Below are 21405 nucleotides of genomic sequence, written 5' to 3'. Positions count from 1 at the left end.
TCACTTTACGGGCTTTGCTCGGCACGCCAGCAAGCTGCGCGTCTACATTGATATACTCAATGTAAACGTTATTTTTTGTGCAGTGCTTCAATGCGTGCTAGTAAGCTTGATGTATCGTATCGGCCGCCACCAAGCGCTTGTACGTCGGCGTAATATTGATCAACCGTTGCGGTCATAGGTAACGTAGCGCCGTTGTTTTTAGCTTCATCAAGCGCGATGCCTAAATCTTTGCGCATCCAATCTACGGCAAAACCAAACTCGTACTCACCTGCCCACATTGTTTTGTAGCGGTTTTCCATTTGCCACGAACCCGCAGCCCCTTTTGAAATGGTTTCAATTACTTTTTCACCATCAAGCCCTGCTTGTTTAGCAAAATGTAAGCCCTCGGCTAAGCCTTGCACTACGCCGGCAATACAAATTTGATTAACCATTTTACATAACTGCCCTGCGCCCACATCGCCTAATAACTGGCTAAAACGGCTATATGCCGCCATTACGGGTTGCACTTTAGTGAAAACAGCTTCGTTACCGCCTGCCATGACTGTAAGCACGCCGTTTTCAGCACCTGCTTGTCCACCTGATACGGGCGCGTCTATAAAATCGATATTTTGCAAGGCTGCTTTTTCTGCTACTTCACGGGCTACTTCGACCGATGTCGTTGTATGGTCAACCAAAATGCTATTAACGGCCATCCCCGCTAAAACACCATTTTCACCATAAACAACCGCACGTAAGTCATCATCATTACCTACACACATAAATACAATATCAGCATTATTAGCAGCTTCTCGCGGCGTGGTAGCAAAGCTTCCTGCATACTCATCTACCCAGCTTTGCGCTTTTGCTTGAGTGCGGTTATATACACACACATTAAAGCCCGCTTTTGCTAAATGCCCTGCCATTGGGTAACCCATTACCCCTAAACCTATAAATGCAACATTGATTGACATAAAAGTGCCTTATTTTCCTGCTAACTTAGAAACTATGCCCGATTATGTCAATCGGCTGCTTAAAAAGCGAATTAAGTCTTTATAAATTTCCAACGTAAGGAAATAAGTAGGTAACCATGGATAGTATTTATCAATTTAGTGCCCCTTTGTACAACAGCGAAAGCTTTGCGCTTAGCCAGCTAAAAGGCAAAACAGTACTTATTGTTAATACAGCAAGTAAGTGTAATTTTTCGGTGCAATTAAGTTCGCTAGAAAAGCTCTATCAAGAATATAAAAATAGCGGTTTCACTATTTTAGCGTTTCCGTGTCATCAATTTGGCCAAAACGAGCCGCTTGATAACCTCGCGATCAAAGACTTTTATCAAGGGCAATTTGACGTGTCGTTCAAAGTGTTTGGTAAGGTCATGGTAAATGGGCCCGAGGCGCATCCGCTGTTTAATTATTTAAAGTCGCATACCCGTGGTATTTCGCAAAACCGCGCAGTAAAGTGGAACTTCACCAAGTTTTTAATTAACCCACAAGGTCAGCTCGTTGCACGTTATGCGCCGCGCACCAAGCCCGAAACGCTTAAACAGGTCATTGAGGCAAACTTACCTAGCGCACTAAACGCTAATAACTTAAATAACGCAAAAATAATACCCAACTTTAATGCATTAAAAGGCGCTTAATTATTCTAAATCAATAAATGGGTGGTTACTCAAGCATGCTTTATTAAACTAGTTTAAGGTTACGTATAATACCAATCAGCAATAATACTTAATCATTTTTAGGGGCTAAACGTGTCGCTATCTGCGTTAAAAAACTCTCATTTACGACTGCATGGATGCAGAAGGTAGAGCAATGCAGGAGCAATTGCCGAGAACAACTAAATAGCGAATTTTTTGCCTTACTATCAACGCGTTTTTACATCCTCAAAATAGATCACTTGATTATGCGCATTGGTATAACAGCTAGGCTTTGGAGTAAATAACATGAACATTGCTTTTTTTAGTACGCAAAAATACGAGCAGCCTTTTTTTGAGCGCAATATTAACAAACACCCTCAAATAGAGATTTGTTACTTTGAGCAAGCACTGAACGAGCAAACAGCACTGCTTGCTAAAGGGTTTGATGCTGTGTGTGTATTTGTAAACGACACGGTTAACGCCCTCGTTATTGAGCACCTTGCTGAGCAAGGAATTAATACTATTTTACTTCGCTGCGCAGGGTTTAATAATGTTGATTTAGTGGCTGCCAAAGCACACAACATTAAGGTATTACGAGTACCCGCATACAGCCCAGAAGCCGTAGCTGAGCACTGTGTTGCACTTATGCTTACCCTTAGCCGTAAAACACATAAAGCCTATAACCGCGTACGCGAAGACAACTTTGATTTAAACGGTTTATTAGGCTTTACCTTACACGGCAAAACAGTTGGAATTATAGGCTGTGGCAAAATTGGCCTTGCCCTTTGTAATATTTTAAATGGCTTTGGCGCGCATGTTTTAGTGTGCGACCCTTATGCAACACCTGGCAATTACACCATCACCGATTTAGATTCGCTGCTTACTCAAAGCGATATAATTTCACTGCACTGCCCCCTGAATGAGCAAACACACCATTTAATAAACGCCGATGCATTTAATAAAATGAAACCTGGGGTAATGCTAATTAACACTTCGCGCGGTGCGCTACTTAATAGTAAAGCGTGTATAAATGCGCTTAAAACTAAAAAGCTAGGGTATTTAGGGCTTGATGTGTACGAGCAGGAGTCAGAGCTATTTTTTAAAAACCATAGCGACGAAATAAACCAAGACGATATATTCTCGCGCTTAGTTAGTTTTAAAAACGTATTAATAACTGGCCACCAAGGCTTTTTTACTCAAGAAGCCCTTAGCGAAATTGCCAATACCACCATACAAAACGCAATAGAAATTAATGAACAGAGACCTTTAACCAATGAGGTTTTATAAAGCCGCGGCCCATTAATTTGCTTTACCCGTTTTGCTATTTACATAACGGGTAAAGCTTAAAATACTTTAGCCAAACGCAACGTTTGCAAAAACAAGAGTCATTAATACTGGGCACACAAAACGAATGTATTGAGCAAACCAGTAATGCGTGCCGGTGCTAGCTTTATGAAGCTTATTACCGCGTTTCCACATCCAACCTGCGGTTATAAAATAAAACAGCCCCATAAGTGGAAGTTGGTACTGAGTAAATAGCATGATTACTAAACCAAATAACCACTCAAAGTTTAATATTATTGCACTAGCGCATATTAACACCACTAGGCTAACGGCCCACGTTGCTTTAGTACGCTCTACGCGGTGGTTTTCTACTAAAAACGCTACCGGTATTTCTGTGGTAGAAATAGTCGATGTAACCGATGCAATCGACATAAGTACAAAAAACAGTAACCCAATTAGTAAACCAATTTCGCCCATGGTACTAAAAAGCTCAGGTAAAATAGCAAATATAAGCTGCCCTTCACCTATAAGTTTTCCGCCGCTAAACACCTCTACCCCGTTATGTTGCGCTACATAAATTGCAGGCACTATCAGTAAACCTGCTAAAAATGCCACACTGGTATCAAGTAGTGCAACGCTTGCAGTTAGTTTTGGCAGGTTTGCATCTGGCTGCAGGTACGAGCCATAAATCATCATGCAGCCAACCCCTAATGAGAGCGAGAAAAATGCCTGCCCCATTGCAGCAATAATTAAATTTGGATCAAGCACTTGGCTAAAATTAGGAATTAAATAAGCAGCAAACCCTTCGCTGGCGCCTTCTAAACTGGCTATATAAAAAATTAAGCCTATTAGTAGCACCAATAACAATGGCATTAAACGGCGTGACCAGGTTTCAATCCCTGATTTAACCCCTTTTAAAATAATACTGGCGGTTAAAATAAGCATAAGCGGCGTAAATATAAAATTACGCACCATAGAGTCGCTGTGTAAAAATTCGCTTGCTGCGGTAAAACCAAAAAATGTAGTAATAGGCTCTATCGCGTAAGAGAGCATCCACCCAGCTACAATAGAATAAAAGCTAAGCATAACCACTGCGCCCGCAAGGCCAATATATCCTGCGGCAGCCCCTACTTTTTTGTTGGTATTTTGCCACGCATTACCCAATGCTTTTACTGGGTTTGCTTGCGCTTGGTGGCCTAAATAAAGTTCGGTATAAAGCGCAGGTAGCGCAAGTAAAAATATAACTACAAAGTAAACCAATAAAAATGCACCGCCACCATGGTTGGCCGCCTGCGTAGGAAAACCCCAAATATTACCTAAACCCACTGCTGCGCCTGCAGCGGCTAAAACAAAACCAAAACGGCTTTGAAATCCATCACGCACTTGTGCCATACATCTACAAATTCTGTTATTCTTTGATTATTGTGAATTAAACCATATTTAATGCCAACTGAGTAATAAAATTGCTTTTGGCATAAATAAGCGCTGTTAACCGCTCATAATTACAGCACTCACTTATTTTAAGCGCGTATGACTAACCACTTTTTTAAAAACACCCTAAGTATTGCTCCCTCTTTTTATAGCGATTTACCCCCTAGCAACAATACTATTTTAGTGTTTAATGCCAACACACTTAATGTAGAACACCTTGATTTAACCCAGTACCTAAGCCCATTTGAGCTAAGCGTTATAAATCGTCGTAAACGCATGCAAGCAAAGCAAGAATATGTAGCATCGCGTATATTACTAAAGCAACTTGCAAAGCATACTCAGCCCCAATACGCACACATACCGCTTAATAAAATGAGCACCCACTTTAATGAAGAATGCTCAAAACTACAGCTCCATATAAACCACACCGTTATTAATACCTGTATTTCGCACTCGCATGGCTTAGTTGGCGTTGCACTTAATGTTACTAAGGCGGAGTTTGGCTTTGATATTGAAAAAATTAACTTAAAACGCCCATTCGAAAAGCTCGCTAAGCATTTTTATCATAAGGCTGAAATTGCCTTAATTACCGCGCCTTTGGCTATAAAAGAGCAAGCTCAGAGCTTTTTTAGAATTTGGACCTTAAAAGAGGCACTCGCTAAAGCAACTAGCCGCCCAATAGCGCAATTGCTTAGCCCAAATGTATTTGATGAATTTTCTTTGTTAAACCTAACAGCATCGAGTAACAGCATAACGGTTGCCAATGAGGAGTTTGATATAAGCGTGGCGCATAAAAAAAGCACCGACTGGCGGTGCTTTATACTTAATAACTTAGATACTTAATAACTTAGATACTTAATAACTTGGATACTTAATAACTTGGCTTTAAAAGCTTAAGCAGCGCTTTCTAATAAGCGGCTGTGTATTGCTTGTACCACGGTATCTGACTCGCTTTGCTCTACTAAAAAGCATAAGTTGTGCTTACTTGCACCATGACAAATTAATCGAATATTAAACTCTTTTAATACGTTCATTAGGTTCATTTCGTGCTGGCGTAGCTGTATTTCAGAGCCTATAAGCGCCACTAAGGTTAAGTTGTTTTCAACCGATACATGACAAAATTCGGCCAATTTATCTAAACACGCTTGCTCAAGCTCAGGTCGCGAGGCATTAGGCGCGTTATCGAGCGTAATGGCAACACTTATTTCTGAGGTAGTAACTAAGTCTACCGATATATTAAATTCACTTAAAATGGTAAATACACGGGCCAAAAAGCCACTTGCTAATAACATTTCTGGGCTTTTAAGCGTTAGCAATATTTGGTTTTTACGCTGCGTAACGGCACGAATACCTGGCTGCTGCGATTTTTCACGCTCAATCCACGTCCCCCCGCGCTCTGGCTCGCGGCTAGAGCCTACAAATACATTAATATGGCTACGGCTTGCTGGTAAAATAGTTGCAGGGTGCAATACTTTTGCGCCAAATGTGGCCATCTCTGCGGCTTCATCAAAGCTTAAGCGGGCAATTGGCGTTGCCTTAGCGCATAAACGCGGGTCGGTGCTAAAAATACCCACTACATCGGTCCAAATATGTACACTTTTGGCGTTAATAGCCTCTGCTAATAACGCCGCGCTGTAGTCAGACCCACCACGGCCAAGCGTTGTGGTTTGGCCAAATTCATCACTACCAATAAACCCTTGTGTAACTATTACTTGCTCATCTAATAACGGAATTAATAGGTCTTTAGCAGCTTGTGCAGTGGCCGCAACATCGGGCGTTGCTTTACCAAATTGGCTATCAGTTTTAAGCACTTTGCGTACATCAAACCTATCTGCATTTAAGCCTTTTAAGCGCAGCACTTGAGCAAATAAATAAGACGATAAACGCTCGCCAAAGCTAAGCAGCTCATCGTGTTGTTGATCAGTGGTGAGTGTTTCAAGGGCTAACGTTTGAAATGCTTTTAACGTCTCGTTAAAACCCACCGCTAAATCGGCATCAAGCGACAGCTCATCTAAAATAGCCTGTTGAATAGCCAATACGCCATCTATGTGTGTTTGGCGCTGCTCTTTACTAAGAGCGGGTTTGCACAGTGCAACTAAGTGGTTAGTTACGCCGGCACTGGCGCTCACAGCTACAATACGTACGCTTTTATCTGCAACAATAATTTCGCTGCAGCGACTCATCGCTTCAAAGTTTGCAACACTGGTTCCGCCAAATTTGGCAACGATGTAATCTGATTTTGCGCCTGATACTGTTTGTGGCACTGATTGGGTAGTCATTTCGTCTCCTTTCGCGGTATCCAAACCGCTAAAAAACAAGAAGAACTTGGCAAAGGAATGCAAATAAGATGTGTCCGCTGCCAGAAGCTCTCCACCTAAGTTGGTGACAGTTTTGGGGATTCAGCCCCATAAACCGAAAAACACGGTTGACGTAACCTTGTTTTCCTCGGCGAGTACTTCCCTCTTTAATGGTTATGGGCGTTCGTCACCTACCATTAAATACCTAAGTATCGCACCTCTTCTGAATGTTGTATTAACCTGTGGCTAATAAAACAAAACCCCACTGTGTAGCGGGGCTTTGAAAGTTATCGTTTAGACGTCTAGCTGTCAAGGTGTTTTAGTTAATATAACGCGAATAATTTAGCCCGGGTTTACATTGCTGGCTACTTTTACAGCGCTTAATGTAACTCGCCTGTACGCCAGCTAAAAAAATGTGTAAATTAAGCCAGTTAATAACGAGTACTTTTTATTATAAAAATATAAAAACTACGCTCTGCTTTAAGCGTAGTTAACTCATTACTAGGATGTATCACCGCATTATGATCCCAGCTAAAAAGCTGCTTAACACCCTTAGCGAACACTGGGGTGTTTTAGAGCTATTATTTAAACGTTTTAAAATGGCCGACTTTAGCCTCAAAGACGTGCAAAACGCTATTAAGCAAAAACAGCCCACATGGACAAACGAGCGCATTTACAAAGAAACTAACCGTTTGCTCAATCAAGACATACTTATTCCTTTGGCTAAATCATCCCAGCTTGAAATAAACCGCGCCATTGCCGATTTTGCGACCTTTTTATTACAAGAAGAACACCTAGGTTTAGCACAAGAAATTAGCGTTTTGGTTGATGATTTAGCACGACTAGGAAACCGTTTAGATAATGCCGGCGAAATAGAAGACTATGACGATTTACGCCGCTATAGCCGCATTATGGATGATCGGGTGCGTAAAATAATGAAGCTTTACGCGCACAACGAAAACGCTATTTTAAACATTGTTGAGCAAGCTAAATCTGATCACGCGGTGCAATCTTTGCAAAAGCGCTACAAAGCGGTAATAGAAGCCTTTGACGAATACATAGAGCCGATGCTTGAAATGGTCGATATTCGCGGTGACTTTCATGCCTGTTTTACACTTATTGAGCAACAAATAAGTAAGCAAATAGAGCACATTGAACGCTCAGGCAAAGCCTACAACGACAAACGTATGCTTGAGCAATTGCGTACTCGGATACTCGAAATGCATTTAGTTGGCAGAGAAAGCTTACGCAAAAGTGCCGATATGCTTATGCCACTGCGCGAAGAGCTACGCCGTAATAACCTAATTACCCGCCAGGCAGCCAAAGTGCTTGGCCTTGTGCGTAAAAATGGCGTAGACAACATGCTAAGCGCGGTACAACCAAATTTTGTAAGCGATGCTCAGCGTTATTCGCTTGGCCAGCAGCGTCATATAGTTACCTATATGGCAAGCTTGGTAGAATTTGAACACGAAGAATACCAGCTCCCAGAGCAACAAGACGTGCCGGCATTTGTTACGCCAAACATTCCTGATTACCACGATGTTAAAACAAGCTTTGCAAAACGCTTTAATAAAAAACGTAAAAAGCCCCAGCCATTACTGCAATTTTTAGATGAAAGCTACCCAGAATTAGACGCCGACGAAATGCTATTTTTATATCAAAAACTAGTCAGCGACAGTGAAATTCACATTAGCCAAAGCGATGAAAAAACACGCGTAAAAATTGCCGGCCAGCATTTTTCGTTATACCCATTTAATTCTGCGCCTCAGCCAGATACACAGGCAGACGAGTAACACATGACACATATAAACTTAGACGAGCTTACGCACCTACAAGCCATTAATAAAAAATTAGGTGCGGGTTACCATATTTGCGAACAAGACAACGTAATGTGGCAAGAGCTTGACCAACACATAGAGTCTTATAGCGCCTTATTTAGCGCCCTTGGCCACGATTTAAAACACGACAGCCGCGGCTTTTACTACTTTGCCAGCGACGAAAGCACGCCAAACATGGGTAAAATATCCCGTGCTATTGCACTGACTATTTACATTTTAATTGAGCACTTTGCCAATACGGGTAAAGACCCAATGCGTGCCCTATTTGATGAAGTAAACGATTTAGAACTGATGCAAACCTTAGTGCAAATTAATAAGCACTTGTTTGATCAGCTTGAGATATTTTCGGGCTCAGATTTACGAAAAGACGTATACCTGCGCATGGTACGTTTAGGCCTTGCCCGCGAAGTAGAAGGCGGCTTTATGCTACAAGCGCCTATTCACCGCTATATTGATGCACTTATGGAAGTAAACGAAGAAACCTACATTACAGAGGACGAGCAATGAAAAACTTATACGGACTAAGTAAACTCGCCCTACTTAATACCGCAGGCTATGCAAAGTGTGTTATTCCGCTTGATAAAAGTAGCTCTATTTGTGCACCAAACAATACCGGTAAAAGCTCGGTTATTAACGCCCTGCAATTTCCGCTAATAAATGATTTACGCCTAACCGAATGGGACGGGCACGATTTAGATGAAACCCGTAAATTTTATTTTTCATCAGATCAGTCGTACATTTTACTTGAAGCCAACCTCCCCCATGGCTCGGTGGTTATTGGTGTAGCAGGCCTTGGTAAAATAGCCGGTTACGCGCATCAGTACTTTTGTTATCAAGGCAAACTTGATTTAGCGCAGTACACGCAAGGTAATACCATTATTAAGTTTACCAAGCTGTTTAATCATTTAAAAACGCAAGGTTACAACCCTATAGAGCTTAAAGCACAAGAGCTAAACGCCCTGCTTACCGGCGGCGCAACCCCTTTTGACGGCGACATTAATTTAAAAATGATCCCGCTTAATAACGTGCAAGACTCCGCCATTTATAAAGAAATTTTTAGGCGTATTCTTAACTTACACAAATTGGGGGCAAGCGATGTTAAACGCTTTATGCTGCGTGTGTTTGAACGCCATATGTCTAACTCTAAAGTGGACTTTTACGAAGTATGGCGTCGCTCGTTTGATAAAGTAAATCGTGCTAAACGCGAATTAAAAGCGCTTGAATCAATGCAAGAGCCAATAACAGCGCTTGAATCTATGCTTGAAAACCAAACCGTGCTTAAAGGTAAGTTAGCGGCCTACGCGCCTAAAATTGATCAAGCATTAATAGACTTTGATACCTACCAAGAAGAGCAACTAAGCGAACTAGCCATTGCCCTTGAAGACATAGAGCACGAAAAACACGAGTTTGAGCAAAAGCAAAGCTTATACGTACAGCAATCGCGCGATATAGAGCGCAGGCAAACCCAAATTGAGCAATGGTTTTTAGATTACAGCGCTCTTAAAAGCGAATTTGAACTGGTAAATAAAGCCACCCTTAAAGCCAACCTTGGCCAACTTAAGCAAGACTACGAGTCACTTTCGCACTCTATTACCAGCGCACAAGGGCAAAGCCTACACACGCTTGATTACCGCATCAGCGAAACGCAAAAGCAAATTAAAAGCTTAAAACTGCAGCTTAAAAACCTTGAGTTTAATTTGTTTACTCGAATGCGCGAAGACCTATCACTTAAAGAGGTAGAAGAAATATCGCGCATTTTAAACCCCGATATTCTCTCGTTTGCCACCACCAGCAATGGCGATATAACCATTGATGATGAAGACGCCTTTGGGGAATTTTTATCGCTATTAAGCGAAAACGTTAAAGGCGGTGTACTAACCCTGCCAGGGGCAAGCATTAAACTTAAAAAACTTTCGCCAGTGCAAATGCAAAGCGGCGAAAATAAAGCCCAGCTTAGCGCTCAGCTAGACGCGCTGGAACGCTCGTTAAAAGAGTTTAAACAACAGCGCGAAGTAGCCGCTAACGTGGCCGATAAACAAAAAGAAAAAGATGCACTTTACGATGAGCTAATGAGCGCAGAGAGCGCCCTAAAACGCTTAGAGCAATTTGAGGTAATGCAGCAGTCGGTAGAAGCGCAATCCATGCTAAAAGAGCAGTTATTAGCAGAGCGCGAACAAGTTGACGACTACCTACAAGACATTCAAAAAAATAGTGGCTCAATTGCAGACAGGCGCTCGTTAATTAAATCTAAGCAAGAGCAAATTAATCGCCAAACCGAGCGCCTACGCCAAGTTAAAAGCGAGCGAATTGACCACACGCTCGATTTATACAGCGGTAAAGTAACCCCATACATGATTGATATAACAGTCGACTTTGATAACTTAAGCGACTTAGTACATCACTATAATAAAGACTGCCAAGAGCTGCGCAACTTTGACATAAACGTGCGTAATACCTATTTGCATGTATATAACGCAGGCATTACTAAGTTCGATAACGAAAATGACGAATTTACTAAATACCAAAAGCTTATTAGCGCGTTTCATAACCTTGATAACGAACGCGATGCCGTTGAGCGCCAAGGCCGCGTAGCCCTGACCGAAGTAGCCGCCACAATTAAAGGCTTGCGTGAAGACTTAGACCGACTTCGCCGCGAAATGAACAGCTTTAATAAAGGCATAAGCCAGCACCGTATTTCTAACCTTCAAGCGTTTAAAATTAACGTAATACCGCGCAAAATGCTGGTTGATAGTATTGATACCATTATCAGCACGTCGCATCAGTTTGAACAAGGCGACACCCTTGATTTATTAAGCCAAGAACCTTACAGCGAAAGCGCGGTAAACGAAGCAAAAGATCACCTAATAAAACTTGCCTCCGACAAAGCAGGCCTTACATTAACTGATTTATTTGATATTCGTTTTGAAGTGGTTAACCGCGCAGGTGAAACCGAACACTTTGAAAAAATCGATTCAGCCGGTTCAAACGGGACGCGGATTACTATTAAGTTATTATGTGGCATGTTGTTTATTCGTTACTTATTAAGCGATCAGGAACAAAACCTTTACCGTATACCTATTTATATTGATGAAGCGGCCGACATTGATCCGCAAAACCAAAAAGCAATCATAGAAACGGCACTGAGCTTTGGCTTTGTGCCAATTTTTGCCTCGGTTAAGCCGCAGGTAAGCTGTGATTACATTGTACCTATTCGTTCAGTAAAAGATGGCGCCCAAAACTGGGTAGACGAAAAAGACTGGATTGAAGTTGAACACAATTAATTGGCCGTTAAGGCAAACCAACTAAACTAAAATATAGGACGTTAAACTAATACACATTTAAACGATGTGTGTTATTTTAAATTAACGCATTTTATTGGAGCAAAGGTAATGAAAAATATACTTATTGTTGCAGCGCTGACATTTCTTACAGCCTGTACGCAAACCCCAGACTGGGATTACGACAAATCAGCCAACTTTAGTAATTTTAAAACATTTGCTTGGGTAGAAAACGCGAGCCTAACCAAAGACACCACAAACTACCAAATTAACGGCTTAATGGAAAAACGTGTACGTACTGCCGTTAATAAAGAGCTTAGCCAAACATTAGGTATGAGCTTAGTAGACCCAACCCAAGCTGACGTACTAGTTAACTACCATGCATCGGTAGATAAAGAGCTAGAAGTAGACAGCTTTAACGTAGGCTACGGCGCACGTTGGGGATACTGGGGTACGGGCTTTCAACGCGATATTAGCGCCCGTGAATACGAAGTGGGTACTTTGGTGATTGATATTATTGACCGCGAATCAAACCAGCTTGTATGGCGCGGCGCAAAAGAAGGCCGTTTAAAGAAAAAACAATCGCCTGAGCAACGCGAAGCATCAATTAAAGAAACAGTCGCTAATATTTTAAGCAACTTCCCGCCGCAAAAGCAGCAGTAAGTTAAAATTAGCGTTGAGTAAGTTTTAAGAAGCTCACAGTATGTGAGCTTTTTTGTTAATAAAGGACTCATACCTTGGCATTTTTAAAATATTTTACAGTCACTCTGTTCGTCTTTTTTGCTTCGCTCCCCGCACATGCGGAAAATTTAAAATTAACTCCAGGTTTGTGGCAAGGCATTTACAAAGATAATTTCGAATACAATGTACTGGAAATAAAAGAAAACGGAGAACACCGTTTAATCATTGCAAATATCGCCAGTGCATTTCATAGAAATAAATCAATTGCGTTTAATGATAACGATATTAAATGCAATCGCATTAATTGCACTATCAAACTCATTAGCCCTAATAAAGAGCATCTGCAATTTACATTAATTTTAAGCCGTTATTTAGATAATTCATTTGAGGTGTTAGAAATTTATTCTAATGCAGACGATGATTTTGTCATGTCAAAAACTTACCGGTTGGAAAAACAAGAAAGGCAATCTACCGTCCATACATTTATAGATAAATACCGCTCTAGAATAGATGAATTAGCAGCTATAGAAAAGTCAGGTTTATATGGTTTTTGGGTAGGATTATTAAATTTAGACGGCAATCAAAAACTCGTAAGTATTGAATTTCACCCAAATAAAGAGTCATATTTCACCTATTTTGCAAGTGGAACCAATGACATAATCAGCACCACTTTTATGCCACAAGATATTCAAGAAATAGACAACGTACTGAAAATCACTACCAGCAATCCACTCTTCGCAAATAAGCTAATTATTCATAAAGACAACCGAGAACTCAAAGGCTATATGTATTCAAACCACAAAGGTACAACTCTTCAAACTGGCTCGTTTAAATTGTATCGCTTTGAAAGGCCTGAGTAACCTGTAATCTAAGTATAACTCTATGACAATTTATACTTATACAATAACTCAAAAGGTATATGGCAATAGTCATCTGGGTGGTTGGTTAAACGGTCTTGATGCTCAGGATCGCTTGGTACGTAATTAGTTAGCGGCTCTACCTGTACTACAATTTTATCGGCATCGCTGCGCTTTTTGATATAGTTGTTTGCTGCCTCTAAATGGCTTTGGTGTTTGCTGTAAATAGCAGTGCGGTATTTAGGGCCTACGTCATCCCCTTGTTTATTAATGCTGTATGGGTCAATAATTTCAAAAAAGTAGTCAAACAGCTTATTTAGGCTAACGGCGTTTAGGTCAAAAATTACCTTTACGCATTCTGCGTAACCATCGTATTCGCCATCTGTAGTTTTACTTAAACCATTAGCGCGCCCTGCCTGTGTGCTAACAACACCTGGCAAATGCTTCATAAACTCTTGTACGCCCCATAGGCACCCACCAGCAAAGTAAATAGTATTATGTTCTTTAGTATTCATTATAAATGTTACCTGATGAGAAAAGTGTGAATGATTATCAAATGCAGATATTAACAAATTAATGTACAATCGCGCACAAAATGACTGCTGTTACATTTAGCTATTTTATCATGCTCAAATATGAGCTTTGAAATTAATTGTAACCGCAGCTACAAATAAAAAACGACGAGAAACACATGAACCGCACACCACACATTATATTGCCTGCACTATTATGCAGCGTTACTCCATTTGCTTATGCTAATACGTTATCTGATGAGTCTTCAATCGAGCAAATAACAGTGGAGGCTTCGCCTACTGCGAATAAACTGCCTGTAGGTACATTTGACTCGCCTATTTCTAATTTAGAATACGATCCGCGTGTAGATCTTCAATCACGAAATATGGCTGAGGCACAAGCTGATGTAACTATTCGTGGCGGTATTTTTGAAAACACCGGCTTTAGAGTAGGCAGTGCTACCCTGCTTGACCCGCAATCTGGTCATTATTTTGCTGAAATTCCCATTGCACCGCAAATGCTAAGCGGCCCAGCAGTTTTAACCGGTGCCGATAACGCACTGTACGGTATGAACAGCTCTGTAGGTACGGTTTCGTTTGGTTGGAAACCGATTATTACTGGCGGTAGTGTATCGCTTGGTACTGGTACGAATGACTTTAATCTTCAAAGCATTCATGCTGCTAAAAACACACAACTTGATAGCTTAGCTGGCTATACCTTAGGTTTTGAAGGTGAATATTCTCACTCGCAAAGTGATGGCACTATTGATAATGGTGACCATGACTTTTCGCGCGCCTCAGCTCGCGTGCAATTGGCAAGTGAGAATAGCCAAACCGATTTATTTTATGGCTCACAGGATAAGTTTTTTGGCTGGCCTAATTTATACACTCCCTTTGGCGTTAACGAAACTGAAGATTTAGAAACCCGCCTTTGGATGCTTAATCACAAACAAAATTACGCTGAGAACAGTAATTTTGAAGTATCGGCGTATTACCGCACCCATGACGATCACTATATTTACTCGCGCGAAAACCCAAGTGCATTCGAAGCGTTTCATAAAAGCGAGGTTAAGTCACTTGCTCTTTCCGGCCGCCATGCACAAAGCAATGCATTTGCAGTCAATTACTCAGCACAATTTATTGATGACTCGATTGAATCAACCACACTTGAAAACAACTTTACCTCACGAAAATATTATAAGCTGAGCGTATTGCCCCAATACACAATGGCGCTAAAGGCTAATCAACAGCTTATATTTCGTTTAGGGGCTGCGTATGACGATACAAACCGTGATGATGCTGAAGTATCAGCCATTGGTGATATAACCTTAAATACCCAAAATAATGACGGCACAGCGCAAAGCCTTTATTTATCGTACGCGCAGGCGAGCCAAGTTGCAGGCTATACAGCCATTGGCGGCAGCGATTCTGGCGGGTTATTTAGAAGTAACTACAACCTTGAGCGCGAAACTACTTCAAACTTAGAGCTAGGTTTACTACTTGAAGAGCAAAGCTGGCAGTTAAACTCGGCTATTTTTTATCGAAAAGATAATAACTTAACCGACTGGACCTTTAACTTTGACTCTACCTCGGCGCGCTTTGCCAACCCCGTTGATATTGATACTGCAGGGGTTGAATTTTTAGCGACTAAGCACTTTGATACTGCAAAACTTATTGCTAGCTACACCTATTTGCATAAATCAGAGAACTACGGCGCAGCCGATATTGATGCCAGTTTTTACGCGTTAAACTTCCCCGATCACCGTTTAACACTTGGCGCTGTGTATAACCCAACTGATATTTTAGAATTTAGAATAGATAACGAATGGCGTATACAACATAAAAACGCCCTTAGAAACGGCGACGACAACGCGCTTTTTACCCAGCTAACGCTTAAAATAACCCCGCCTCAGTTAAGCAATTTATTTATTACTTTAGCGGCAGATAACGTATGGGATGAGTCGTTTGAAGAAATACCTGGTACACCAGGGCGCGGTGAGCAATATACGTTAAGCGCAACGTATAGTTGGTAAAACTAAAGCGGCGTTTACAAACTCAATTTAAACTTTGGTTTGTAGACGCTGTGTTTTTTATAAAAGCTCTATATTAGGCAGAAAATATTGCACAAAGAGAAGCGAATGAGGAGTAAATAAGAAAACAAAAGCCAACTATTGCTTAAAGTTAATCTCTTCCTCTAAAAGCGCCGCGCCTCTTGCCCTCTTTGTAAATAATCCACTTTTACAGGTTTTACCTGTCACGTAAGCAAGCTTTACGTCTACAAAACAACCATATATCTGCACATTTGCGGTAGACGCAGAGCTTGCTCGCGTGAAAGGCGCAACTTTTAATTACTTAAAAAATTACTCAGTAATAGATAAATGTAAATATATGTGTATTAACTTCGTAAGCTAGGTTAACTGCTCAAGTTCGGTAATAAGCGCTAGAGCCTCTGCATTAGTTGACCCACATACATCGCGCGTGGCGCTAAAATCGCTACATACTTTAGGGCGGCTTTCATCGCCAAATAGTTTACATAAATTGTTCTTATCAAGCTGAATACAACGCTCTCCGGCTTTTTTACCGTTTGGCATACCGGGTATTGGCGAGCTAATACTTGGGGCAATGCAACATGCGCCGCAGCCTAAGCGACATGCCATTGGCTCTGTTTTCATAAATACCTCTGTTAGTTAAAGCCAGGCCTTTGAATTTAAATTAACACCCTGCCTAGCCCATTATTTATTTGTAATACACATATGTAATGCTTTGTTACATCTTAAAACGCCTTGTAAACACTTTATTGCGTATTATTGCCTTGTCACCAAATATATGAAGGAATGCCTTGTGGCTACTAAAAAACAAATTTTATTACCAGTCGCGGTTTTAGCAGCCGGGATTGCACTCGCTTTTGGCCTTTCAGCCATGAAAACGCCACCAGAAGAAAAACCAGAGCAAGACACTCGCCCACTTGTTGCTGCGCAAAACGTAAACATTGATGCAATAACGCTCGATGTTAAATCGTACGGCGTAGTAAAACCTAAAGACCGTACAGAGCTGGTTGCACAAGTAAGCGGGCAAGTTATTTCAGTAGCCGAACAATTTGTTGAAGGCGCGTTTGTTAAGCAAGGCGATATTTTAGCACGAATTGATCCAAATGATTACGAGGCCGATTTAATTGAGGCCGAAGCAGGCCTTGCCCAAGCAAGTTCAGCGCTTGAAATAGAACGCGCGCAAGCTCACGTAGCTAAAGCCGAATGGGAACGTATTAAATCAGACTCAAGCGATGCAATTGCATCGGAGCTTTATTTACGTAAACCACAACTTGCAGAAAAAATGGCAAACTTTCGCTCTGCCCAAGCCCGTGTAAAACGCACTAAACGTAATTTAGAACGCACGTACATCAAAGCCCCTTACGACGCTATAATAAACCAACGCACCATTAGCTTAGGCTCAGTGGTTAGTGCGGGTAGCAAGTTTGGCGAGCTAAGCGCTACCTCAGTTGCAGAGGTACGTTTACCGGTTGCAGATAAAGAGCTGCAATACTTAGATAACGGCGGTATTGGCGCATTGGTTACGCTTAACGCTGAATTTGCCGGCAAGCAAACAACCTGGCAAGCCAAGGTTGTACGAAGTGAAGGTGTGGTTGATAAAACCAGCCGTATGAGCTATTTAGTTGCTCAGTTACCAACTCCGTACGCTGATAACACCAAACCACTGCGTTTTGGCTCTTATATAAATGCCACCATAAAAGGCCGCGCGCTTGATAACGCGATTATAGTGCCGCACCATTTAGTTAAAAATAACAAAATTGCTATTTTAAACGACGATCACACCCTGAGTTTTAAAACGCTTAATATTGTACGTGAACAAAACGGTATGGTGATTGCGGACCAAGGCTTAAACAGTGATGAGCAACTTATTACCTCTGCCCTTGAATACCCAACAGAAGGCATGGCGGTTAAGCTGGAAGGCACTGAGCCTAAAAGCGATGTGACTCAATTAGCACTTAAAGAGGATACACCATGAGTACCTCAGAAAAAGGCTTAATTGCTTGGTTTGCACGTAACCCAGTGGCGGCAAACCTCATCATGATTTTTATACTTATTGGCGGGCTTTTAACTGCGCTGACAATTCGTAAACAGGCATTTCCGCAGTTTGAAAGTAACTGGGTGAGTATTCAAGCGGTATACCCAGGCGCAGCCCCGCAAGAGGTTGAAGAAGGCATAACCATAAAAATTGAAGAAAACCTTGAAGGTACCGAGGGTATAAAACGTTTAATCACTTACTCTAACCGAGGTTATGCGCAAGCGTGGGTAGAAATAGAAGAAAAATACGACCTACAAGAAGCCCTAGACGAAATAAAAGCGCAAGTTGATTCTATCAATACCTTTCCGGCAGGAATGGAGCGCCCCGTTATCCAACGTGAAAAATTTCAGCAAGAGGTGATGATCCTCGCGCTTTATGGCGACATGAGTTACTACCAGCTTAAAGAGCTAGGCAACGACATAAAAGATGAACTACTCGCCTTACCTGGCGTTAATTTAGTCGACTTTTACAGTGGCCTAGATTACGAAATAGGCATAGAAATAAGCCCCGACAAACTACGTGAATATGGCCTAACTTTTAGAGATGTTTCAAGTGCGGTGCAAAATTTTTCTACCAATATGTCGGCAGGGCAAATTCGCTCTGACACTGGATATATTTCAATGCGTGTTGAAAAACAAGCCTACCGTGGTGGTGAATTTGCAAAGCTTCCGCTTATAACGCTTGCCGATGGCGCACAGATTAACTTAGGCGATGTAGCAACGATTAATGATGGCTTTGAAGAAGGCTTACTTTACTCTAAATATAACGGTAAAAACTCACTCACGTTTGAAGTAGATGCCTCAAAAGATCAAGACATTACCGATGTAGCTAAAATTCTTAAAGGCTACATGGCAGAAAAACAATCGAAACTTCCACAAGGCGTAAAGCTCTCCCCTATTGTTGATTTAACTTACTACCTTGAAGGTCGACTCGATATGATGATCGACAACATGGTATGGGGCGGTATTTTAGTAATGATAGTGCTGGCACTGTTTTTACCGCTGCGTTTAGCTTTTTGGGTAATGATGGGCTTACCGGTGTCTTTTTTAGGTGCCTTTTTGTTTATGCCAATTGGCTTTTTAGACATCACCATAAACATGGTGTCGTTATTTGCCTTTATTATTGTACTTGGCATTGTGGTCGACGATGCCATAGTCGTGGGTGAGTCTGCCAGTGCCGAAATAGAAAAGCACGGCCACAGCCTTGATAATGTTATTCGCGGAGTTAAGCGCGTTGCAATGCCTGCCACTTTTGGTGTTTTAACCACTATCGCGGCGTTTTTACCGCAAGCTATGGCATCGGGCCCAGGCGCTGCGTTTTCTAAAGCCATTGGTGTGGTTATTATATTGTGTTTGATTTTCTCGCTGATTGAATCAAAGCTAATATTACCTGCGCATATTGCAGCCATGAACCCACGTAAACCTAACCCTAAAAACCCATTACATAAACTGCGTAATGTGGTTGATAGTGGCTTAAAACACTTTGTACAAAACTATTACACGCCTTTTATAGGTCATTGTATACATTATCGTTATACCGTAATTATTGGCTTTTTATGTATATTAATAGTCAGTGCAGGTATGTTTGCAGGCGGCTTAGTTAAGTTTGTGCCTAACCCTAAAATACCGCATGATTTTCCACGTATTACGCTTGAAATGAACCTGGCCTCTTCGGAGCAAGCCACCCTTGAAACGGCTCGTAAAATTGAAGATGTATTACTCAAAGTAGATAAAGAGCTTGAAGAGCAATACGGCCAAAGCATGATCCGCGATTTATCGGTAAGCTTACGTGGGCGTACTCAAGCAAACATTATGGCTATTTTAGTAGAGCCACACTTGCGCCCTATCGACACCTTTGCATTAAGCACCCTGTGGCGCGAACAAATGCCCCCGCTTCCAGGTGTTAAAACGCTTAATATTCAAGATAATATTTTTAGCGGCGGACGTGATGACGGCGACGTAAGCTTTAGGCTACAAGGCAAAGATGCCGATGAGCTAAAAGAAGTAGCTGGTAAATTAAAAGCTAAACTACAAAGCATGGAAGGTGTAGGCGATGTAAACGATTCACTGCAAAGTGCCACCGACGAAGTACAGCTAGATTTAAAACCACTGGCCTACAGCATGGGACTTACTCTTGCCGACGTTGCATCGCAAGTAAGCTTTAGTTACTACGGATTAGAAGCACAGCGTATTTTACGCGAAGGCGAAGAAATTAAAGTAATGATACGCTACCCAGAAAGCGAGCGTAACTCAATTAGCAACATTCAAAGTGCGCGTATTATTACCCCAACCGGCGCAGAAGTACCGTTAAGCGAAGTAGCCGAAGTTAGGCTAGTAGATGGTGTAAACCGTATTCGCCGCGAAAACTCAAACCGTACTGTTAATGTGTGGGCAGCAGTAAATACTGACCAAGTTGAACCGTTTGCTATTGCACAAGAAATTCGCGATACCTATTTACCTTCACTGCTTAAAAGCTACCCAGGCGTTAAAAGTAACGTGGCTGGGCGCGTACAAGAAGAAATGGACAGCGCCGATGAGCAGTTACGCGACTTTGCTATATCGCTGATGATTATATTTGCCTTATTGGCCATTCCGCTTCGCTCATACTCGCAGCCGCTTATTATTATGTCGGTTATCCCATTTGGTGTAGTAGGTGCAATGTTTGGTCACGTAATATTAGGCATGACCATGAGCGGGCTGTCTATGTTTGGCATTATTGCCGTAGCGGGCATAGTCGTAAACGATTCACTCGTAATGGTTGATTTTGTAAACAAAGCACGCGCAGAAGGCATGGCCGTAAAACAGGCCGTTATGCAAGCCGGTGCAAAGCGCTTTAGAGCTATATTGCTTACCTCAATCACTACATTTATTGGTGTAATGCCAATTATTATGGAAACCAGCTTACAGGCTAAAATAGTTATTCCTATGGCGGTATCGCTGGCCTTTGGTGTGCTATTTGCCACGGTAATTACTTTAATACTTATACCTTGCCAATACGTAGCACTAGAAGACGCTAAGCGCCTTACCCGTAAGCTACTTGGTAAATCGCAGCCTATAAGTGTTCAACCGACACCCACTGCCAAATAATTACAGTTTCTCTCCCAACCATTAAAGCTCGGCCTAATACGCCGAGCTTTTTATTGCCTGCAAATTGCACTGCATTATTAATAGTTTTTATAAAGTGTTTCAAATAAATTATGGGTAATTATTTTAATTATATCAGCGTATTATGCGCCCTCAATTTAAAGCATCGCTAACGCATTATAATTTTATTGCTTAGCACTAAGCTCACACCGCAATGGTTTTGAGCCGCTTGTCAGTTAAGTGCCCTCCACTTAGTTCTAATAACGTGGGCGTGTTGACCTTTGGCGTTTGAATTTGCAGCAGTATGTTTGGTTTTTAGGCAAGGCAGAGCCTATGAAGTGTGGTTACTCCCCATAAATAGGCGATAACGTAGCATAAATGCCAAACATACGCTGCCCTTTGGGTTCTGCCTAGGGGCGATAAATTCTTTGTTGCCTACATGGATG

16 protein-coding genes and 1 riboswitch are annotated in these 21405 nt (G+C 41.6%); of the genes, 11 read left to right on the top strand and 5 right to left on the bottom strand.

Annotated features, from left to right (window positions below):
• Nucleotides 1-68: 68 nt before the first annotated feature.
• The gene (locus CWB60_RS03250) at nucleotides 69-950 is read right to left on the bottom strand and encodes an NAD(P)-dependent oxidoreductase (RefSeq protein WP_138576934.1); all 882 of its coding nucleotides are present in this window, start codon (nucleotides 948-950) and stop codon (nucleotides 69-71) included.
• A 116-nt stretch (nucleotides 951-1066) separates the two neighbouring features.
• Between CWB60_RS03250 and CWB60_RS03245 the strand changes: the two genes are divergently transcribed.
• Both CWB60_RS03245 and CWB60_RS03240 read left to right on the top strand, forming a co-directional pair.
• On the top strand, nucleotides 1067-1618 hold the full coding sequence (locus CWB60_RS03245) for a glutathione peroxidase (protein ID WP_004587708.1): 552 nt from the start codon (nucleotides 1067-1069) through the stop codon (nucleotides 1616-1618).
• Nucleotides 1619-1921: 303 nt separating this feature from the next.
• Complete coding sequence (locus tag CWB60_RS03240) at nucleotides 1922-2902, top strand: 2-hydroxyacid dehydrogenase (protein WP_138576936.1); 981 nt, start codon at nucleotides 1922-1924, stop codon at nucleotides 2900-2902.
• A gap of 66 nt (nucleotides 2903-2968) precedes the next feature.
• Here CWB60_RS03240 and CWB60_RS03235 read toward each other — a convergent pair whose 3' ends face one another.
• Nucleotides 2969-4291 carry a sodium-dependent transporter gene (locus CWB60_RS03235; protein ID WP_138576938.1) on the bottom strand — a complete coding sequence of 441 codons (1323 nt, stop codon included), beginning with the start codon at nucleotides 4289-4291 and terminating at the stop codon, nucleotides 2969-2971.
• A 138-nt stretch (nucleotides 4292-4429) separates the two neighbouring features.
• Here CWB60_RS03235 and CWB60_RS03230 point away from each other — a divergent pair, with 138 nt between their 5' ends.
• Nucleotides 4430-5173 (top strand): 4'-phosphopantetheinyl transferase family protein, encoded by a 744-nt coding sequence (locus CWB60_RS03230; RefSeq protein WP_138576940.1) that lies wholly within the window; start codon nucleotides 4430-4432, stop codon nucleotides 5171-5173.
• A 50-nt stretch (nucleotides 5174-5223) separates the two neighbouring features.
• On the opposite strand, the gene lysC is transcribed toward CWB60_RS03230, so the two are convergent.
• A complete protein-coding gene (gene lysC / locus CWB60_RS03225; protein WP_138576942.1) occupies nucleotides 5224-6609 on the bottom strand; it encodes a lysine-sensitive aspartokinase 3 in 1386 nt (461 codons plus the stop codon).
• 76 nt (nucleotides 6610-6685) lie between these two features.
• Nucleotides 6686-6858: riboswitch (Lysine riboswitch) on the bottom strand.
• A 290-nt stretch (nucleotides 6859-7148) separates the two neighbouring features.
• Here lysC and CWB60_RS03220 point away from each other — a divergent pair.
• From CWB60_RS03220 to CWB60_RS03200, 5 genes are all read left to right on the top strand, one after another.
• Nucleotides 7149-8420 (top strand): MksB family condensin complex protein, encoded by a 1272-nt coding sequence (locus CWB60_RS03220; protein WP_138576944.1) that lies wholly within the window; start codon nucleotides 7149-7151, stop codon nucleotides 8418-8420.
• 3 nt (nucleotides 8421-8423) lie between these two features.
• Nucleotides 8424-8972 (top strand): condensin complex protein MksE, encoded by a 549-nt coding sequence (locus CWB60_RS03215; RefSeq protein WP_024033404.1) that lies wholly within the window; start codon nucleotides 8424-8426, stop codon nucleotides 8970-8972.
• Complete coding sequence (locus tag CWB60_RS03210; RefSeq protein ID WP_138576946.1) at nucleotides 8969-11746, top strand: Mks condensin complex protein MksF; 2778 nt, start codon at nucleotides 8969-8971, stop codon at nucleotides 11744-11746. The genes CWB60_RS03215 and CWB60_RS03210 overlap by 4 nt, the downstream gene beginning before the upstream one ends.
• A gap of 108 nt (nucleotides 11747-11854) precedes the next feature.
• Nucleotides 11855-12406 (top strand): DUF4136 domain-containing protein, encoded by a 552-nt coding sequence (locus CWB60_RS03205; RefSeq protein ID WP_138576948.1) that lies wholly within the window; start codon nucleotides 11855-11857, stop codon nucleotides 12404-12406.
• A gap of 74 nt (nucleotides 12407-12480) precedes the next feature.
• Entirely contained in the window at nucleotides 12481-13284 is an 804-nt protein-coding gene (locus tag CWB60_RS03200) for a hypothetical protein (RefSeq protein ID WP_054983132.1), read from the top strand.
• A 20-nt stretch (nucleotides 13285-13304) separates the two neighbouring features.
• Here CWB60_RS03200 and CWB60_RS03195 read toward each other — a convergent pair whose 3' ends face one another.
• A complete protein-coding gene (locus CWB60_RS03195; RefSeq protein WP_138576950.1) occupies nucleotides 13305-13796 on the bottom strand; it encodes a peptide-methionine (S)-S-oxide reductase in 492 nt (163 codons plus the stop codon).
• A gap of 176 nt (nucleotides 13797-13972) precedes the next feature.
• Between CWB60_RS03195 and CWB60_RS03190 the strand changes: the two genes are divergently transcribed.
• On the top strand, nucleotides 13973-15826 hold the full coding sequence (locus tag CWB60_RS03190; protein ID WP_138576952.1) for a TonB-dependent receptor plug domain-containing protein: 1854 nt from the start codon (nucleotides 13973-13975) through the stop codon (nucleotides 15824-15826).
• 375 nt (nucleotides 15827-16201) lie between these two features.
• Here CWB60_RS03190 and CWB60_RS03185 read toward each other — a convergent pair whose 3' ends face one another.
• A complete protein-coding gene (locus tag CWB60_RS03185; RefSeq protein WP_138576954.1) occupies nucleotides 16202-16465 on the bottom strand; it encodes a YkgJ family cysteine cluster protein in 264 nt (87 codons plus the stop codon).
• 169 nt (nucleotides 16466-16634) lie between these two features.
• Between CWB60_RS03185 and CWB60_RS03180 the strand changes: the two genes are divergently transcribed.
• Nucleotides 16635-17816, top strand: a complete 1182-nt coding sequence (locus CWB60_RS03180) for an efflux RND transporter periplasmic adaptor subunit (protein ID WP_138576956.1) — start codon at nucleotides 16635-16637, stop codon at nucleotides 17814-17816.
• Nucleotides 17813-20962: an efflux RND transporter permease subunit gene (locus CWB60_RS03175; RefSeq protein WP_138576958.1), complete on the top strand. Its 3150-nt coding sequence runs from the start codon at nucleotides 17813-17815 to the stop codon at nucleotides 20960-20962. Before CWB60_RS03180 ends, CWB60_RS03175 begins: the two co-directional genes overlap by 4 nt.
• The last annotated feature ends 443 nt before the right edge of the window (nucleotides 20963-21405 follow it).

The organism is Pseudoalteromonas sp. S327 (assembly GCF_005886415.1).
Taxonomy (GTDB): domain Bacteria; phylum Pseudomonadota; class Gammaproteobacteria; order Enterobacterales; family Alteromonadaceae; genus Pseudoalteromonas; species Pseudoalteromonas atlantica.
This window is presented reverse-complemented; position numbering and strand designations above follow the sequence as displayed.